Genomic DNA, 16,171 nt, shown 5'->3' on the forward strand with positions numbered 1-16,171 from the left:
TCTCAGTAAATATCAAAGGAGGTCGATTAATGAGTGACCAATATAAAAACGATGAGTGCTTAGAGTGGCTCGACGCCATGGAGATCGGATTTGATTTATCCGATTATGACTCTGTATCTCATGAATGCTCTGAACAGAGCGCAGAATAGTACCAGCCAGCAGCCTATGCTGGCTATGCTCCTTACATTCCCCCTTCGTGTATCAATTCCCTAACACTATTGATTTCCGCTGATTTTGAATAGGCGATTACCTTGCGCTTTGTTACAATCCGCGCCCTGATTTCCAATAGGTAAGCTGCAATGTCTGATACTGTGCACCCATTCCAACGTTTAGGACTTTCAACCACATTAGTTAGCGCTCTGCAATCTTTAGGTTTTGAACAACCGACGGATGTTCAATCTCAAGCTATCCCGCATGTTTTGGCTGGTAAAGATGTCATGGCTGGGGCGCAAACGGGTACCGGCAAAACGGCAGCTTTCGGTTTACCTATTTTGCAACGTTTTCTTGATAACCAAGCCGAGCGAGAAGCCAATAGTAAAGTTGTGCGCGCGCTTGTTTTGGTTCCGACTCGTGAGCTGGCTCAACAAGTGTTTGATAGCTTAAGTGCTTATGCACAAAGTACTACATTGAAGATTGTCACCGCGTATGGTGGAACGAGCATGCAAGTGCAAACACGTAATTTACGTGGCGGTGCGGATATTTTAATTGCGACGCCTGGGCGGTTAATTGACCATCTGTTTGTGCGCAACATTATCCTGACGCAAACCGAAGTGTTGGTGCTGGATGAAGCCGATCGCATGCTCGATATGGGTTTTTTGCCTGATATCCAACGTATTTTGAAACGCATGAATGATGAACGCCAAACGCTGTTTTTCTCGGCCACCTTTGATGACAAAATCAAAGCATTAGCACACAAAATGATGCGCGACCCTGTCGGCGTGCAAATTTCACCAGCCAATGCGACCGCTGATACTGTAAAACAGATCGTTTATCCAGTGGATAAAAAACGTAAAAGCGAGTTATTAGCTTATCTAATTGGTTCACGTAATTGGCAGCAAGTATTGGTATTTACCAAAACCAAACAAGGCAGCGATGAGCTAGCCAAAGAACTGAAATTGGACGGCATCAAAGCGGCCTCGATCAATGGCGATAAAAGCCAAGGGGCGCGCCAAAAAGCATTGGATGATTTTAAATCAGGTAAAGTTAGAGCGTTGATCGCCACCGATGTTGCAGCTCGTGGTATTGACATTCAGCAACTTGAGCAAGTGGTTAACTACGACATGCCCTATAAAGCGGAAGATTACGTGCACCGGATTGGTCGCACAGGCCGGGCCGGACTAACGGGCTTCGCGGTCTCTTTGATGAGCCGAGATGAAGAGTATCTGCTTGAAGCGATAGAGGCCTTACTCAATCAACGCCTGCCACAAGAGTGGTTAAAAGGGTTTGAGCCGAGTTTGTTGGAAGCCTTACCGACTGAGCGTAGCAGCCGTAAACCTAGCCGTTCAGCGGAAAAAAGAAAGATGAAAGCAAAACTAAACATCCATGCAGGTAGAGGTAAGCGATAAAGCGCCCGCTTTATTTGGCCCAGTCACATTCAATATCATATAGCAACTCATTGATGGAGTTTGGACAGAGCGTCTGAGCTTCGTCGATATGGAACTTGGTTATCATCAAGTCATTAAAGAGCTGCCAATGTTTTAGTAAGCATTGGTTCACATCTTGAGTTTCATCTGACCATGTTTCTTTTAAAAATGGCGTGAGGCTCGCCGCGCCGTGCGCGTACATGATCATCTGCCATTTTATCTCCCACACCTTTATTGGTGTGGCTGAAAATTCACGGTTGTATTGCTCGGCAAGTTGTTCGACGAGCTGCTCAATTTCACCTGCACTGTCGATAAAATAATCAAACAGAGCATCTTCTTGCCTTACCGCATCGGCGATCAGTTGAATCGGCTGTTTGACTGTCAGCATATGCGCGAGCAGCCGTACAATGAACAAATACAACTGCACGTTGGCGGGGGTGTTGGCTGGGATCTCTTTTAATATATGACGTAAATAATTCTCCATATAAAGATGGAGACCATCGCTGATACTGCGCCATATTTGCTCTTTACTACCGAAATGATGACGCAGCAAACTGTGCGAAACCCCAGCTTTTTCGCTGATCGTTCGTAATGACACTCGTGCATAACCTAGCTCGCAAAACAGATCCGCAGCGACCACTAGAATGTCTCTTTTGGTTTTTTGGGCATCAGTGGCACTTCGGCGGCCTTGTCTTTTGGTCATTTTTTAACTCGTCTCATTTTTTAACGAGCGCAGTTGTACCAGATTTGAGAGGCAGTTTCACGGAAAAAACGCGTTGGCAGTCATAACCGATGATAAGGTTATGACTGCACAATGTTAATTGGATCAGAGATAAAGGGAGAGTTTGCTGATTAGAAAATCAATATCATCGCGTGAGACGTCTTTATGGGTCACAAAACGTACCGGATTACCTGGCGAAACTTTTATTCCATCTTGCGCCAACTGATTGGTAATTGTATGGATATCGATAGAATCAGCTAATTTGGCAAATACGATGTTGGTTTGCACTAAATCTGGATTGACGGAAAACCCGTTTAAGTCCGCTAATTTGCGCGCTAAATATTGGGCATTGTCGTGATCAGTCTTCAGCTGAGTGACTTGTTCAGTCAATGCAAGATGGCCTGCTGCGGCCAAAATGCCAGCTTGACGCATGCCGCCACCGAGCATTTTTCTTAAACGTCGAGCCTTGGCAATGTAGGTTTTTGAACCCAACAGCAGCGAGCCGATAGGAGCTGAAAGCCCTTTAGATAAACAGACCGTCATTGAGTCAAAGTATTGCGCAATCTCTTTAACATCCACATCCAGCGCTACAGCGGCGTTGTATACGCGCGCGCCATCTAAATGCAGTGCCAAATGGTATTGATCAACAAACGTTCGCGCTTGCGCTAAATAGGCGAGTGGTAGAACTTTGCCATTGATGGTGTTTTCAAGGCTAAGTAATCGAGTGCGAGCAAAGTGGGCATCATCAGGTTTAATGGCCGCGCGCAGTTTATCGAAGTCTAACGTGCCATCAGGGTTATTTTCGATTGGCTGCGGCTGAATAGAGCCAAGAACCGCGGCGCCACCCGCTTCATATTTGTAGTTGTGCGCTTGTTGGCCACACAGGTACTCATCACCACGCTCACAATGTGACATTAAACCCAGCAGGTTGGCTTGTGTGCCTGATGTGGTAAATAGCGCCGCTTCAAAACCGTGTCGCTGCGCGGCCCACTCTTCTAAGGCGTTGACGGTTGGGTCATCGCCATACACATCATCACCCACGTCGGCATTAGCCATTGCTTCACGCATCGCGGCGGTGGGTTTAGTCACGGTATCTGATCGAAAATCCATATAATCTCCTCATGCGTTTTTCTATTTTTGCTAGAAGCATTTTCACTTCAATTCTTATCTGTGCTTGTACTTTATTGATAGCTAAGCACTTTCTCGATAGCTAAGTATTTTATAGATAACCACACAGCTTCGCCTTACTTAGGCAGGCAATGGTTTTTGAATCTGTGATTTGCCCAGTGATGATTTTTTGCTCCAATTCCTGGATCGAAAGCGTCACCACCTCAATAACTTCATCATCGTCGCATGATAATCGTGCAGTTTTGCTTAACTGTTTAGCGACAAACAGGTGCTGTATTTCGTCACAAAATCCAGCTAATGGTGTGACTTGCCCTAAAGTGATCAGCTCACTTGCGCTGTACCCTGTCTCTTCTTCAAGCTCACGGTGCGCGCATTCGGCTGGAAGCTCCCCCTTTTCTAAAGTGCCAGCTGGGAGCTCTAACAACCACTTTTTGAGTGAGGGGCGAAACTGATTAATCAGAATAATATCGCCTTGTTCTGTGATCGGCAAAATCACGGCCGCGCCCGGATGGACTATGGTGGTGTGCTCAATGTTTTTGCCCGTAGGAAGGGTGACATCCTCTTGTACTAATGAAATGGTTTTCCATGTATGTATGGTTTTGCTCATGCAAACTCTTCTTTAATTGTGGCTAGCCAATGACTGATATGGTGATAAGGGTTCAACCTTACCGAGAATCTGTGGCTAAGACAAAGTAAAACGATAACCTAAGTATCAGTATTGCTTGCACAATCAGTGATGTCAGTCTCATATATGCAAACATTGATTTCGAAGAATTTCACAGAAAATAGATCTGCTATAAGTGGGCGCTTATACTAAAATCTATTTGTAACAAAACAATAACAGTCGTATAAAGTTATGTATACAAACCATTTGGAGCGCTTAAGTGATCAATTTTACTCCTGCATCTCATGCGCAAAAAGCGCTACTTTCAGAGCGCATAAATAAGCTTGCTAAGGCTTTATCGGATGGTGTTTATGAGCGTGAAGACACCATCAAACTTTGTCTACTGGCTGCTTTAGCGGGGGAAAGTGTTTTCCTACTCGGCCCTCCTGGCATTGCAAAAAGTTTGATTGCGAAACGTCTGATCCAAGCCTTCGATAACAGCAGTTATTTTGAATACCTCATGACGCGTTTCTCAACACCAGAAGAGGTATTTGGTCCATTAAGCATTCAAGAATTAAAAGATAATGGGCGCTATGTTCGCCTAACCAAAGGCTATCTTCCTACCGCACAAGTGGTTTTTCTTGATGAAATTTGGAAAGCAGGCCCCGCCATTTTGAACACCTTATTAACGGTAGTGAATGAAAAGACCTTCAAAAATGGCAGCGATATTGAACGTGTACCAATGCGTCTTCTGGTTTCGGCATCGAATGAATTACCGGATGAAGAGAGTGGTTTAGACGCCTTATACGATCGCATGTTAGTGCGTGTGTTTGTCAACCGTATTCAAAATAAGCAGAATTTCAAATCGATGCTGACCGTCGGTACGCCACAAGAAGCGCGCATCCCTGAAGGGCTTGCGATTACCGATGAAGAGTACCACTCATGGCAGCGACAACTTGACGATTTACTGTTGACAGATGACGTGTTTGAAAAGTTATTTGAGCTGAAAAACATGCTAGAGCATGCCGTTGAAAACCAGCCCGCTGCGGCAAGTATTGATATGTACGTTTCAGACCGCCGTTGGAAAAAAGCGGTGAAGCTGCTCAAGGCGAGTGCGTTTTTTAATGGCCGCGACTCAATCAACCCGCTTGATTTACTGCTGCTGCAAGATTGTCTTTGGAATAGCCCCGATTCTCGCGATATTGTGCGCCGCGTTATCCGCGACTTTGCGTTGAAACATGCTTTTGACCAACAAGAAGTTGAACATCAAATCGTAGTGTGTCGTGAAGAGCTGGCTGAGATTCAAGAAGAGCTAGAGTCTGAATTTGGCATGTTGCTCTCGCTGGAAACATCATCCGGTTTGATTAAAAAGCAAGTGCATCAGTTTGATACCAAATCGGCAAAAACCTATCAGGTAGGTACCGCTCATGACTTGGTCAAATTGGTATTACTGCAAAGCAATATGTCCGTCTCTGAGGCCGAAAAAGGCGATAGCCGCTGGGTTTATGTGCCTAAAAGCGAGCTTGAAAGAACGATCAAAGAGGGGCATGGCGATGTGTATGGTTATGTGAATCAAAATACCAATTTGTGCCGTTTAAGGTTTGATTTAGATGCTGGTAATAACCTCGTTCTTAAAGATATTGCTAATCGCTCGGTGTTGGTGAGTTTGGTGACTGAGCAAGGTTTAGACGAAAGTCTTTATCAAGAGTGGCTTACGAAAGCGGATCAAGCTGTTGCACAGTTGCAACATGCCGAACACCATTTGCGTAAAGTACGTTCTAAGTTTCACGGCGCTTTGCCGCATAACTTCATTGATCCGGAGCTGCCCACCGCTATGGAAGCGACGCTGCAGCATCTGCAGCAATTACTTGAATCGACTCATACCGAATGCGAAAAAACGGTGCTTCGTTTTAAAAACCTAAACCAGTTTTTTGCGTAAGGAGAGAAGATGCTTGGTGCCGATGGTTTAAATTTAGCGTTAATGATTGCCGACTCGGGCATCATTGATACGGCAGTGAATGATTTGCTTGCGCGCTCGCAAGTGATGATGATGGCTGAAAACCGCGGCGTGGCGAATTCAGTTAAAAATCACCTAACTAAGTGGCGTGGTAGTGTCAAAAAACGCATTACAAAAGTGTGTGAAACTGAGCGTTTTCAACAAGAGCTGACCTTATACCAAGAAGTAATTCACTGGGATGAAGAGACCTTCTTTACCCGGATTAACGAGATAATCAAACAGTTGGAATGGCACTCAGCATTTTATCTCCAAGCACGTCGTTTAATCGAAAAAAACAAGGGGTTGCATAACCCCATGTTCCCTCATTTCTTTTGTGATCAATGGTATCAAAGCCTTTGCCATGCGATTAAGCAAGCGCAAATCAACGAACTTGAAAGTAACAAAGAAAAAGTGTTGGCCGATTTGTACCAGCGTATGGAAACCATGAAAAACATGGATAAAGTCACGGAATCGGGCGATGAAAGCAGCGTCGGTCGCTTGTGGGATATGGCATCGGCGAAGCTCAGTAAAACAGACATTAGTGTCATGAAACGCCATGCGGAATTTTTGAAAAAGAACAAAGGATTGCAAGAGATTGCGGAACAGCTTGGGCGCATGGCTGGCGAAGTAGATGACCCGGATCTCAACCGCACTCCAGCCGAAGCGCTGCAAATGGTGGAGGAGAAATCGGACGAAGCGACGGATGACATCGTCGGCATCCACGAAAGTGATGATCTGAACAAGCTACTGCCCAACGAAACCATGTTTCTTGCCTATCCTGAACTTGAGGTGGTTTTCTACAAGCATTTAGTGGATAAGCGCTTGATGAACTATCGCATGCAAGGCAAGTCTCGCACCTTGCGTAAAGTCAAAGCGTACCAACCAGAACACAAACAGTTTGAGATTGAAAAAGGGCCGTTCATCGTATGTGTGGACGCTTCTGGTTCCATGAGTGGTTTCCCAGAACAGTGTGCAAAAGCGATGGCTTATGCTCTGATGCAGATCGCGCTGGCTGAGAGGCGCGAGTGCTACGTGATGCTGTTTTCTACTCAGCAAATTACCTATGAGCTGACCAAGCAAGATGGCTTGCGTGAAGCGAGTGATTTTTTAAGTTATTCATTTCACGGCGGAACGGATTTAGACCCTGTGCTAGAACAATCGGTTGAACTGATGAACAGTGACAAATACCGCAATGCAGATTTGGTCGTATTGTCGGATTTCATCGCACCTAAACCGCCGGAAGCTCTGCTAGAAAAAATCGCGACCTTAAAACATCAAAAAAATCGTTTCCATGCGGTGAGTTTGTCTCGCTATGGTAATCCACAGTTGATGGCGATGTTTGATCACTGCTGGGCATACCATCCTAATCTCGTCGGGCGACTGATGAAAAAATGGTAACGATTACTTGATAAAAACTGATGAATTGTTGCTCTAGTTGTTCGCCTTCTATCCTTTGCGGGTCGATTCTTAGTCACTTGATTCATAAGTGGAAAATTTATTGTTGACTCATTTTCTTAATCCGTTAAAGTACGCCTCGTTCTCACGGCAAAGCCCGAAAGAACAATGTCAGGAGTTAGTTGCTCAGCAAGATGAGCAAAGTTATTAAAAGCTGTAAAGCAATGTTTAATAACAAATGTTGTTAATAACCAAATATTATTAATAATAAAGCTAGCGAATGTACTTCAAAAAATTTTCGATGGTGTGTAACTGATTCAGTTGACGGCATCGCAATCCAGAATTGCGTGCCCTGGTGGTGAAATTGGTAGACACAAGGGATTTAAAATCCCTCGACTTTCGAGTCGTGCCGGTTCAAGTCCGGCCCGGGGCACCATCTATTCTTTGCTCATTAAGAGCAACAAAAAATTAAAGGCGCGATGGCAGACTGGTTATGCAGCGGATTGCAAATCCGTGGACCTCGGTTCGACTCCGGGTCGCGCCTCCAAAAACAAAAAAGACGCTTTTTAGCGTCTTTTTTGATCTATGTGATTAAGAATCAACAGCCTGCTTAGAAAATAACGCCATCGGTATGATGGCGTTAACATGACATTGACAGCAATGCATAGAGGTAAGTGTTAAGCCGCCTTTTCGGTTTGATAATTTCCCAGTAGGGCTCTGTAAATTTCTTGGTCGCTTAAGACGCCGACGAGCTGATTATTTTCCACCAGAAGAATCGGATTTTGAGTTCGATGTTTCAACTCAATCGCACTACGCATATCAATATCAGGTGTTGTAATGATCATCATCGATGAATCAATGTTCGACATATCGCTGACTTGGGTATCCCAGTGGATAAGAGCGGTCGACGTTGCTCCATATAGTGTCAGAGTTTTATCATGTTGTGCGACCCAAATATCCTGTTTTTTGCAGACCTGCCAACGTTCGTCTTGTTGCTTTAACTGTTCGATGGGCTGCATTAACGAACGTCCTTTTAGTACGTTAAGAGGGTTAGTGTGTGCCACGAACTCTTTGACGTAGTCCGTTTTGGGTGTAAGGACTATTTCTTCTGGCTTCCCGTGCTGAATCAGTTTTCCTGACTCCATAATCGCGATGTTATTGCCTATTTTTAGCGCTTCATCTAAGTCGTGGCTAACAAATAAGATGGTTTTGTTGAGTTTGCTTTGTAGATCTAATAACTCATCTTGCAGTTGCGCACGAATCAGCGGATCAAGTGCTGAGAACGGTTCGTCCATTAACAGGATGTCACTGTCCATTGCAAAAGCACGCGCTAAACCGACACGTTGCTGCATGCCGCCAGAAAGTTCGTGGGGGAATTTATCTTCCCATTCAGCAAGACCAACCATCGAAAGCTGTGCACGGGCATGTTGGTGGCGTCTTTTCTTGCTCATTCCTTGCATTTCTAAGCCAAACGCCACGTTATCTAAAACCGATAACCAAGGCATAAGGGCAAACTTTTGAAACACCATCGAGACACGATTTGTTCTTAAATGCTGAAGCGTTGCTTTATCACAGCTGGCAAGGTCAACAAAGCGTTCGCCATCTTTTAATTCTAATGATCCCCGGCTGATGGTATTCAAGCCATTCACCGCGCGTAGCAAGCTCGATTTCCCTGAACCAGACAGCCCCATCAAGACGCAAATCTCGCCTTCTTTAACAGTAAGGCTGACATTGTTTACCCCTACGACTTGACCGCAGGCATCGATAATCTCTTGGCGAGATTCACCCGCGTCGAGTCGTTGCAGTGCTTCATTTGGGTTCTGACCAAAGATAACATCGAGGTTTTTAATGGTAATTGCGTCCATGATTATGCGTCCTTATTATTTTGATGTGGGGTTTTGCATAAACGATCAAGAATGATGGCGACTAAAACGATGGCTAAACCAGCTTCAAAACCTTGAGAAATATTGACGGTGTTGAGTGCACGAATCACGGGTTTGCCAAGGCCGTCAGCCCCAACTAAGGCGGCAATCACAACCATTGAGAGTGATAACATAATGCACTGAGTGATCCCTGCCATTATGCTGGGTAGAGCTGCTGGCAACTCCACTTTGAGCAGTAAGTTCATACGGCTAGAGCCGAATGCTTTACCCGCTTCAACTAACTCTTCCGGTACCTTAGTAATCCCAAGATAGGTGAGGCGAATGGGGGCTGCGATGGCAAAGATAATGGTCGAAATGAGCCCCGGAACAATACCCAAACCGAACAGAACTAGCGTTGGAATGAGGTAAACAAAGGTTGGTACCGTTTGCATTAAGTCAAGAATTGGGCGCATCAGCGTATAAAGCCATGGTCGATGCGCGGCGATAATGCCCAATGGTACGCCAATTAATACGGAAATCGTTGTCGCGGCAAACACCAAGACAAAGGTTTCCAGCATTTCTTGCCAGTAGCCAAGGTTTAGAATAAGCAGTAGGGCAGCAATAACAAATACCACCAATGAAATCTGACGATGTAGATACCATGCAATGGCTGCGGTGACTAAAATCGGCACGGCAGGGGGCATCCACTTAAACACATCAACTAAAGATAAAATGATGGTCTCAAGTAAGTAGGAAACAGTATCAAAAAATGTGGCTGCATGGATGGTCAGCCAGTCAACGCCACTTTCCATCCAACGACCTAAGGGGATTTTGTTCTCTGTAATAAAATTCACGGTATAGCCTTTTGGAAGGTGAAATGCTCACCTCCTCCTTTAAATTAATTTATGCTTTAAATGGCGCTAAATAGTTGCTGATAGCTTGTTGTGCAGGTGTTCCAGCTTTGGTTTTTACATTCTTTAGCCATGGAACAATACTTTCTGGATGTTTGATTAACCATTGGCGAGCGGCTTGTTCTGGTAACACGCCTTGGTTGAGAATGGATTCCATCAGTTGGTTTTCCATTTCAAGCGAGAAGGATAGGTTTTTTAATAAATTACCGACATTTGGGCATTGTGCTAGGTAGTTCTGACGAACATTGGTGTAGACATTTGCACCACCGTAGTTTGGGCCAAAGTAATCGTCACCGCCATCAAGGTATTCCATTTCAACATTGCTGTTCATTGGGTGCGGAGCCCAACCTAGAAACACAATCCACTGATTACGACGTACTGAGCGTGCCACTTGTGACACCATGCCCGCTTCACTTGACTCAACAACGCTAAAATCTTTCAGCTCAAAAGCGTTTTCATCAACCATCGATTGGATCAAGCGATTACCGTCATTGCCCGGTTCAATACCATAGATTTTGCCGCGAAATTTATCTGAAAACTTAGCGATATCAGCAAACGATTGGACACCGGCATCATAAACGTACTTAGGCACAGCGAGTGTGTATTTTGCTCCTTCCAAGTTAGCGCGCAGAGTTTCAACCGTTCCAGCTTCACGGTATTTGGCAATATCGCCTTTCATGGTTGGCATCCAATTACCGAGGAATACATCAATGTCACCGTTCGCCATAGATGAGTAGGTCACCGGTACTGAGAGTAAATCGATTTTTGTCTGATAGCCTAACCCTTTGAGCAGCTCTGTGGTTATTGCCGTCGTGGCGGTAATGTCTGTCCAACCCACATCAGCAAAGCGCACCGTATCGCATTGATTGGCGTAAGCGTTGGCGCTGAGCAGAGTCGTCATTGCAAGTGTGAGCACGGTTTTTTTAGTAATAGACATGTTATTTCCTTGTATTTTTGACTGACTTTATAAATTTGATGAGTAAGCGTCCGGCTTTCTCATTGGTGGTTTTATTCTTTGTTTGGTTTGCCAGTCTGGTGCAATCCATATTGGAGCTTCAGTACTGGCTAATAGCGGTTTGCCTAAAATAAGATCGGCGGCGCGCTCTGCGACCATGATGGTTGGCGCATTTAGGTTCCCGTTGGGAATGCTTGGGAATATCGAGGAATCCACCACGCGTAAAGCTTGAATTCCGCGCACTTGGCATTGTTCATTCACCACGGCCATTGGGTCGTCATCTGCGCCCATTTTGCAGCTGCAAGAGGGGTGATAAGCGCTTTCCACATTCTGTTTGACCCATGAATCAATATCGTCATCGTTTTGGATCTCTTCCCCCGGTTGAATTTCTTCGCCCCGATAACTATCCAATGCTGGTTGCGCTAGAATTTCGCGGGTGAGACGAATGCAATCGCGCCAATCTTGGCGATCTTGTTCGGTTGATAGGTAATTAAATGCGATAGAGGGTGAAACCGTTGGATCGCGAGAGACAATTTGTACTTGTCCTCGGCTTTCTGGCTTATTGGGTCCCACATGAACTTGGAAGCCGTGACCATCAAAGGCCGCTTGGCCGTCGTAACGCATCGCAGCAGGTAAAAAGTGGTATTGAATATTTGGCCATTTGAGCCCTGCGCGAGAGCGAATAAACGCGCATGACTCGAAGTGGTTGGTTGCCCCTAATCCTTTACGAGTTAAGATCCATTCAGTGCCGATAAGCCCTTTGCTGATTAAACCGAGTTTACTGTTTAGTGTGATCGGCTGTTTGCAGTGGTATTGAAAATAGATCTCTAAGTGATCTTGCAGGTTTTGACCCACGCCAGGCAGGTCTTGCTTCAGTTTCACACCAACTTGTTCAAGCAGCGCTTTAGGGCCAATACCCGAAAGTTGCAAAAGTTGAGGAGATCCTATAGAACCAGCACTTGATATCACTTCTCGCAAGCAAAACGCTTGTTGGATCTTGCCTGATTTTTCAAACTCAACGCCGATGGCCTTTTGCTCTTCAATCAAGATCTTATGTGCCACAATTCTTGTCTTTACGGTGAGGTTCGGTCGCTTCATCGCGCGGCGTAAATAGGCATTGGACGTTGAGGCGCGAACTCCAGAATCTACCGTCATATGCATTGGTCCGAAACCTTCCTGCTGATAAGCATTGTAATCGTCAGTTTCTGGATAACCGGCTTCTTTGCCCGCATCGATGAAGGCTTGATAAAGTGGGTTCAATTGCATGTCGTTACCGTTACAAGTACCGACGGGCCCATTGCCGCCACGATAAGCGTTCTCGCCACCTATCCAAGATTCAGCGCGGCGAAAATAGGGTAAACAATTTTGATAATTCCAACCTTTAGCGCCCAGTGATTCCCATTCATCAAAATCGCAAGCGTGGCCACGAACGTACACCATGCCATTAATAGACGAGCTGCCACCGAGTACTTTTCCCCGTGGGCAATGTAACTGACGCCCGTCAAGATCGGGCTCTGATTCGGTTTCAAATTGCCATGCGTATTTTTCGCTGTTCATCGGGTAAGAAAGGGCGGTTGGCATTTGAATGAAAATGCTTTTATCGCTACCACCGGCTTCGAGCAGTAAAACTTGATGCTCGCCAGACTCGGTTAAGCGATCGGCAAGAACACAACCCGCTGAGCCCGCACCGACGATAATGTAATCAAAGTGATTTAACATAGAAGGCTCCTTTGACTATTAAGCATATGGGCTAGAAAAATCATCTAGCTCCACTAAAATGCTCTTGGTTTGGGTATAGTGCTTAAGGGTTTCTATGCCATTTTCACGACCAATTCCGGAATGCTTATAACCACCGACAGGCATTTCTGCCGGAGAGTCTCCCCAGGTATTTATCCAGCAGATCCCGGCTTGAAGTTGGTGAATTACTCGGTGTGCACGAGAAAGGTTCTGTGTGAACACTCCAGCCGCTAAGCCATATTGTGTGTCATTCGCGCGCGCGATCACTTCGTCTTCATCGCTAAACTTAAGCACTGACATTACAGGGCCAAAGATTTCTTGCTGCACGTGAGGCATGTCATCAGTGCAATCAATGAAAACGGTTGGTGCAACAAAGTTGCCCTTATCTAGGCCGTTATCGGTAACTTGATAACCACCAGTGAGCAAAGTTGCTTGGCTGGTTTTGGCTTGCTCAATCGCTGTGAGCACTTTGTTTAAATGAGGTTTGGAAATTAACGCGCCAATCTGGGTGTTGATATCCATAGGATCGCCAATCACTAATTGTTCAGTACGCAGCTTAAGCTGAGCGACAAACGCATCGTAGAGGCTGTCGTGCACGAAAACGCGCGTCCCATGGGTACACACTTCACCTTGAGTATAAAAGTTTGCCACCATGGCGGCGGAGACAGCTTGATCAAGCTTGGCATCATCAAAAATAATGAGCGGTGACTTTCCGCCCAATTCCATAGTGACAGACTTCAAGCTGCGAGCGCTGTCTGCCATCACGGCTTTCCCGGTGCCCGATTCACCGGTAAAAGAGACTTTGGCAATATCAGGGTGGGCTGTCAGCATTTGACCTACGCGGTAATCACCTTGAACCACGTTAAAGACGCCGTCTGGCACTCCGGCTTCACTGAAGATCTCTGCCAGTTTTAATGCGCTTAATGGCGTTTCCTCTGAGGGCTTGAAAATCATCACATTGCCGGCAGCCAATGCTGGCGCTGATTTCCACATCGCGATTTGAATCGGATAATTCCAGGCGCCAATGCCCGCGCAGATGCCTAATGGCTCGCGGCGAGTATAAAAAAACTGATGGTCGTTGAGCGGCTGTTGCTCGCCTTGAAGCGAGGGGGCTAAGTTCGCAAAGTACTCAATGACGTCTGCGCCAGTCGCAATATCAACGCAATTGGCTTCTTGAATCGGCTTACCGGTATCGAGAACTTCAAGTACAGCAAGTTCATCGTTTCGTTCTCTAAGTATTTTTACTGCTTTTAGCAAAATACGGCTGCGTTCTGTTGCGGTCATTCTTGACCATACCGCGAATCCTTGCTTGGCTGATGTGATAGCTTGTTCAATATCATTGGCACTGGCGTGCTGCAATCTTGCTATCACTTCACCTGTTGCTGGGTTGTAGGTATCGAAACGTTCTCCTGAAGTCGCAGATCGGAGCGTTCCGTTGATATAAAGCGATTGTATTTCCATTTTAAGGCCTGAAGTGAGTTGTTATTGCGCGTAAAACGCTAATTGTTTATTGAGGTAATCGTTAATGATGGAATGTGCTTGAGCAGGGTCTATCCCTTTGGGGTTTAATGCTCCGCGTAGCCAAATGCCATCAATCAGTGACGCGATACCATGAGCCACGAGGTTGACTTGTTCTGATGGGAGCAGCGGCTTGAGTTCAATCTTAAGATGAGAAAGTAAACGCTGTTCATTGACGTATTGCAGGCGATTTAATTGTGCGTCGTGCATGGAGTAAGCCCAAAACGCTAACCATGTTTTAACGACTTGGTTTTCTGCTTGGAACCCTTTGAAATTGCCGGTTACGATGGCATTAATGCGTTCGTAATGAGCCTCTTTTGGGAGTTGGTTTAAATGCTGAGTGATGGTGGTTGAAAGCTCACGTAAAACAACACGCATTGTCTCTTCCAATAATCCATGTTTGCCGCCAAAGTAGTGATTGATAATCCCTGTCGAGACACCTGCTTCTTTGCTGATTAAAGCGATACTTGCGCCATGTAATCCAACGCGTTCAATGACTGTCATTGTTGCGGCGACAAGTTGAGGTTTGCGTATGTCTGGCATCCCTACCTTTGGCATAATTCATCCTGATTATTTTATATTGAACGATTAGTTAAATATAAAATGCCACGATAATGTTTAGAGTTCAAATCTATTTTTGAGCAATAATTGCCATTAAATTTATATGGTTAATGATAAATATTGCTTTAATTCAATTGATTACAATTAATTTTTCATAATTACTTAGTGTGAAAAATATTTGAAGTCACCGTGTTTTTTGTTCGGTGCTAGCTTCTATCGTTCATCGAAGAAATCCTTATTGCGGATGTATTTACTCATGAGGTGGTAAGAGAAGGGGCGAACTAGCCAGCTCAATAAAGACCTGCCTAATCGAATGAACGTTGGTGTGTTTTCGTAAATACGCCCATTGTAAAGCCACAGCAATTTACCCACATGCCAATAGATTAAAGGAATGGGTGGCATAAAGGTGACGATATCGAGGTCACAACAAATACGATAGGTTTTGTGGCTAAGCGCGTAGCGTTGACGAAAACGCCAATTACCAATCGCGGGTTGGCCGAATGTCACAATGCGTTTGATGCATTTTGGGTATTTCTTTTCGATGTAGTCAGCAAAAATACACCCAATAGCCCCACCCGAAGAGTGACCAGTGATGGCAATGCGTTTGCCGCTCTCGATCAGAGGAACAACGACGGCTTCCAGCCGTTGTAAAACCGATAGGCCGAGTTTATCTTCGTTGCGCGTTGGCAGGCTCTCTTGATGCAGGAGATGGTAAAAGCCCGCATGGATACGGTAATCCAATCCTAAGTGTTTGCAACTGCGTGTCCACATTGCAAAGTTCAAAAGCCAATCACTGACACTGTGCGAACCTTTGATGACCACCACGGCCTCTTCTTGGTTTTTACTCCACAGCACTCGAATCATGATTTTACCAAACTGGTTACGGATGATGTGCTGACCGTTCGGATCAAAACCGTAACGTGTCTGCCTAAACACTCTGGGATAAGCAAGGTTGCACAGCACGGCATAGCGTTCGTATTGATAGCGTTTAAGTGGTTTCACATGACAGCTCTCGAAGATATTGAGCTAACGTAGCGATTGAATGTGAATGCTTTATGAATGATGCAGTTTTGGGTGGGGGAGTATTTATATTTAAATGCTGTCAGCCATAAAGATGCGAAGGACAGAATGTCAAAATTCCCTCCCCTTCAAGGGGTAGGGCCTGCACACCCCCTCCTAACCCTGTCTCTTGATCACAAG

Annotated in this window: 13 protein-coding genes and 2 tRNA genes; 5 read left to right on the top strand and 10 right to left on the bottom strand. The window is 45.4% G+C overall.

Annotation, left to right across the window (positions count from 1 at the left end):
- Positions 1 to 299: 299 nt before the first annotated feature.
- Positions 300 to 1,565 (top strand): DEAD/DEAH box helicase, encoded by a 1,266-nt coding sequence (locus PL85_RS05985; protein WP_017047353.1) that lies wholly within the window; start codon positions 300 to 302, stop codon positions 1,563 to 1,565.
- Between the two features lie 10 nt (positions 1,566 to 1,575).
- Here PL85_RS05985 and PL85_RS05990 read toward each other — a convergent pair whose 3' ends face one another.
- The 3 genes from PL85_RS05990 to PL85_RS06000 form a co-directional block, all read right to left on the bottom strand.
- Positions 1,576 to 2,286 (bottom strand): TetR/AcrR family transcriptional regulator, encoded by a 711-nt coding sequence (locus tag PL85_RS05990; RefSeq protein WP_115340255.1) that lies wholly within the window; start codon positions 2,284 to 2,286, stop codon positions 1,576 to 1,578.
- A 123-nt stretch (positions 2,287 to 2,409) separates the two neighbouring features.
- Positions 2,410 to 3,414 carry a low-specificity L-threonine aldolase gene (ltaE, locus tag PL85_RS05995; RefSeq protein ID WP_064626264.1) on the bottom strand — a complete coding sequence of 335 codons (1,005 nt, stop codon included), beginning with the start codon at positions 3,412 to 3,414 and terminating at the stop codon, positions 2,410 to 2,412.
- Between the two features lie 109 nt (positions 3,415 to 3,523).
- Positions 3,524 to 4,039: an NUDIX hydrolase gene (locus tag PL85_RS06000; protein WP_017043159.1), complete on the bottom strand. Its 516-nt coding sequence runs from the start codon at positions 4,037 to 4,039 to the stop codon at positions 3,524 to 3,526.
- A gap of 277 nt (positions 4,040 to 4,316) precedes the next feature.
- On the opposite strand from PL85_RS06000, the gene PL85_RS06005 reads away from it, so the two are divergent.
- From PL85_RS06005 to PL85_RS06020, 4 genes are all read left to right on the top strand, one after another.
- Entirely contained in the window at positions 4,317 to 5,975 is a 1,659-nt protein-coding gene (locus PL85_RS06005) for an ATPase RavA domain-containing protein (RefSeq protein ID WP_013867938.1), read from the top strand.
- Positions 5,976 to 5,984: 9 nt separating this feature from the next.
- Positions 5,985 to 7,430 carry an ATPase RavA stimulator ViaA gene (gene viaA / locus PL85_RS06010; RefSeq protein WP_019283198.1) on the top strand — a complete coding sequence of 482 codons (1,446 nt, stop codon included), beginning with the start codon at positions 5,985 to 5,987 and terminating at the stop codon, positions 7,428 to 7,430.
- A gap of 346 nt (positions 7,431 to 7,776) precedes the next feature.
- A tRNA-Leu gene (locus PL85_RS06015) sits at positions 7,777 to 7,863 on the top strand.
- A 37-nt stretch (positions 7,864 to 7,900) separates the two neighbouring features.
- Positions 7,901 to 7,974, top strand: a tRNA-Cys gene (locus PL85_RS06020).
- A 130-nt stretch (positions 7,975 to 8,104) separates the two neighbouring features.
- Here PL85_RS06020 and choV read toward each other — a convergent pair.
- The 7 genes from choV to PL85_RS06055 all read right to left on the bottom strand — a co-directional run bounded on the left by choV (position 8,105) and on the right by PL85_RS06055 (position 15,973).
- Positions 8,105 to 9,292 carry a choline ABC transporter ATP-binding protein gene (gene choV, locus PL85_RS06025; protein WP_115340254.1) on the bottom strand — a complete coding sequence of 396 codons (1,188 nt, stop codon included), beginning with the start codon at positions 9,290 to 9,292 and terminating at the stop codon, positions 8,105 to 8,107.
- A 2-nt stretch (positions 9,293 to 9,294) separates the two neighbouring features.
- A complete protein-coding gene (gene choW / locus PL85_RS06030; protein ID WP_017048787.1) occupies positions 9,295 to 10,143 on the bottom strand; it encodes a choline ABC transporter permease subunit in 849 nt (282 codons plus the stop codon).
- 49 nt (positions 10,144 to 10,192) lie between these two features.
- Positions 10,193 to 11,137: a choline ABC transporter substrate-binding protein gene (locus tag PL85_RS06035; RefSeq protein WP_115340253.1), complete on the bottom strand. Its 945-nt coding sequence runs from the start codon at positions 11,135 to 11,137 to the stop codon at positions 10,193 to 10,195.
- Positions 11,138 to 11,164: 27 nt separating this feature from the next.
- Entirely contained in the window at positions 11,165 to 12,874 is a 1,710-nt protein-coding gene (gene betA, locus PL85_RS06040) for a choline dehydrogenase (RefSeq protein WP_115340252.1), read from the bottom strand.
- 18 nt (positions 12,875 to 12,892) lie between these two features.
- Positions 12,893 to 14,353: a betaine-aldehyde dehydrogenase gene (betB, locus tag PL85_RS06045; protein ID WP_115340251.1), complete on the bottom strand. Its 1,461-nt coding sequence runs from the start codon at positions 14,351 to 14,353 to the stop codon at positions 12,893 to 12,895.
- 21 nt (positions 14,354 to 14,374) lie between these two features.
- Positions 14,375 to 14,968 (bottom strand): transcriptional regulator BetI, encoded by a 594-nt coding sequence (betI, locus tag PL85_RS06050; RefSeq protein WP_017046103.1) that lies wholly within the window; start codon positions 14,966 to 14,968, stop codon positions 14,375 to 14,377.
- Between the two features lie 216 nt (positions 14,969 to 15,184).
- Entirely contained in the window at positions 15,185 to 15,973 is a 789-nt protein-coding gene (locus tag PL85_RS06055; RefSeq protein ID WP_094131632.1) for a lipase family protein, read from the bottom strand.
- Between the last annotated feature and the right edge of the window lie 198 nt (positions 15,974 to 16,171).

The organism is Vibrio anguillarum, assembly GCF_001989995.2.
Classification (GTDB): Bacteria; Pseudomonadota; Gammaproteobacteria; order Enterobacterales; family Vibrionaceae; genus Vibrio; species Vibrio anguillarum.

Excerpts from the sequence above, each read along its gene's own strand:
- PL85_RS05985 (WP_017047353.1), top strand. The coding sequence starts at position 300 with ATGTCTGATACTGTGCACCCATTCCAACGTTTAGGACTTTCAACCACA.
- PL85_RS05990 (WP_115340255.1), bottom strand. The coding sequence starts at position 2,286 with ATGACCAAAAGACAAGGCCGCCGAAGTGCCACTGATGCCCAAAAAACC.
- ltaE (WP_064626264.1), bottom strand. The coding sequence starts at position 3,414 with ATGGATTTTCGATCAGATACCGTGACTAAACCCACCGCCGCGATGCGT.
- PL85_RS06000 (WP_017043159.1), bottom strand. The coding sequence starts at position 4,039 with ATGAGCAAAACCATACATACATGGAAAACCATTTCATTAGTACAAGAG.
- viaA (WP_019283198.1), top strand. The coding sequence starts at position 5,985 with ATGCTTGGTGCCGATGGTTTAAATTTAGCGTTAATGATTGCCGACTCG.
- choV (WP_115340254.1), bottom strand. The coding sequence starts at position 9,292 with ATGGACGCAATTACCATTAAAAACCTCGATGTTATCTTTGGTCAGAAC.
- PL85_RS06035 (WP_115340253.1), bottom strand. The coding sequence starts at position 11,137 with ATGTCTATTACTAAAAAAACCGTGCTCACACTTGCAATGACGACTCTG.
- betA (WP_115340252.1), bottom strand. The coding sequence starts at position 12,874 with ATGTTAAATCACTTTGATTACATTATCGTCGGTGCGGGCTCAGCGGGT.
- betB (WP_115340251.1), bottom strand. The coding sequence starts at position 14,353 with ATGGAAATACAATCGCTTTATATCAACGGAACGCTCCGATCTGCGACT.
- betI (WP_017046103.1), bottom strand. The coding sequence starts at position 14,968 with ATGCCAAAGGTAGGGATGCCAGACATACGCAAACCTCAACTTGTCGCC.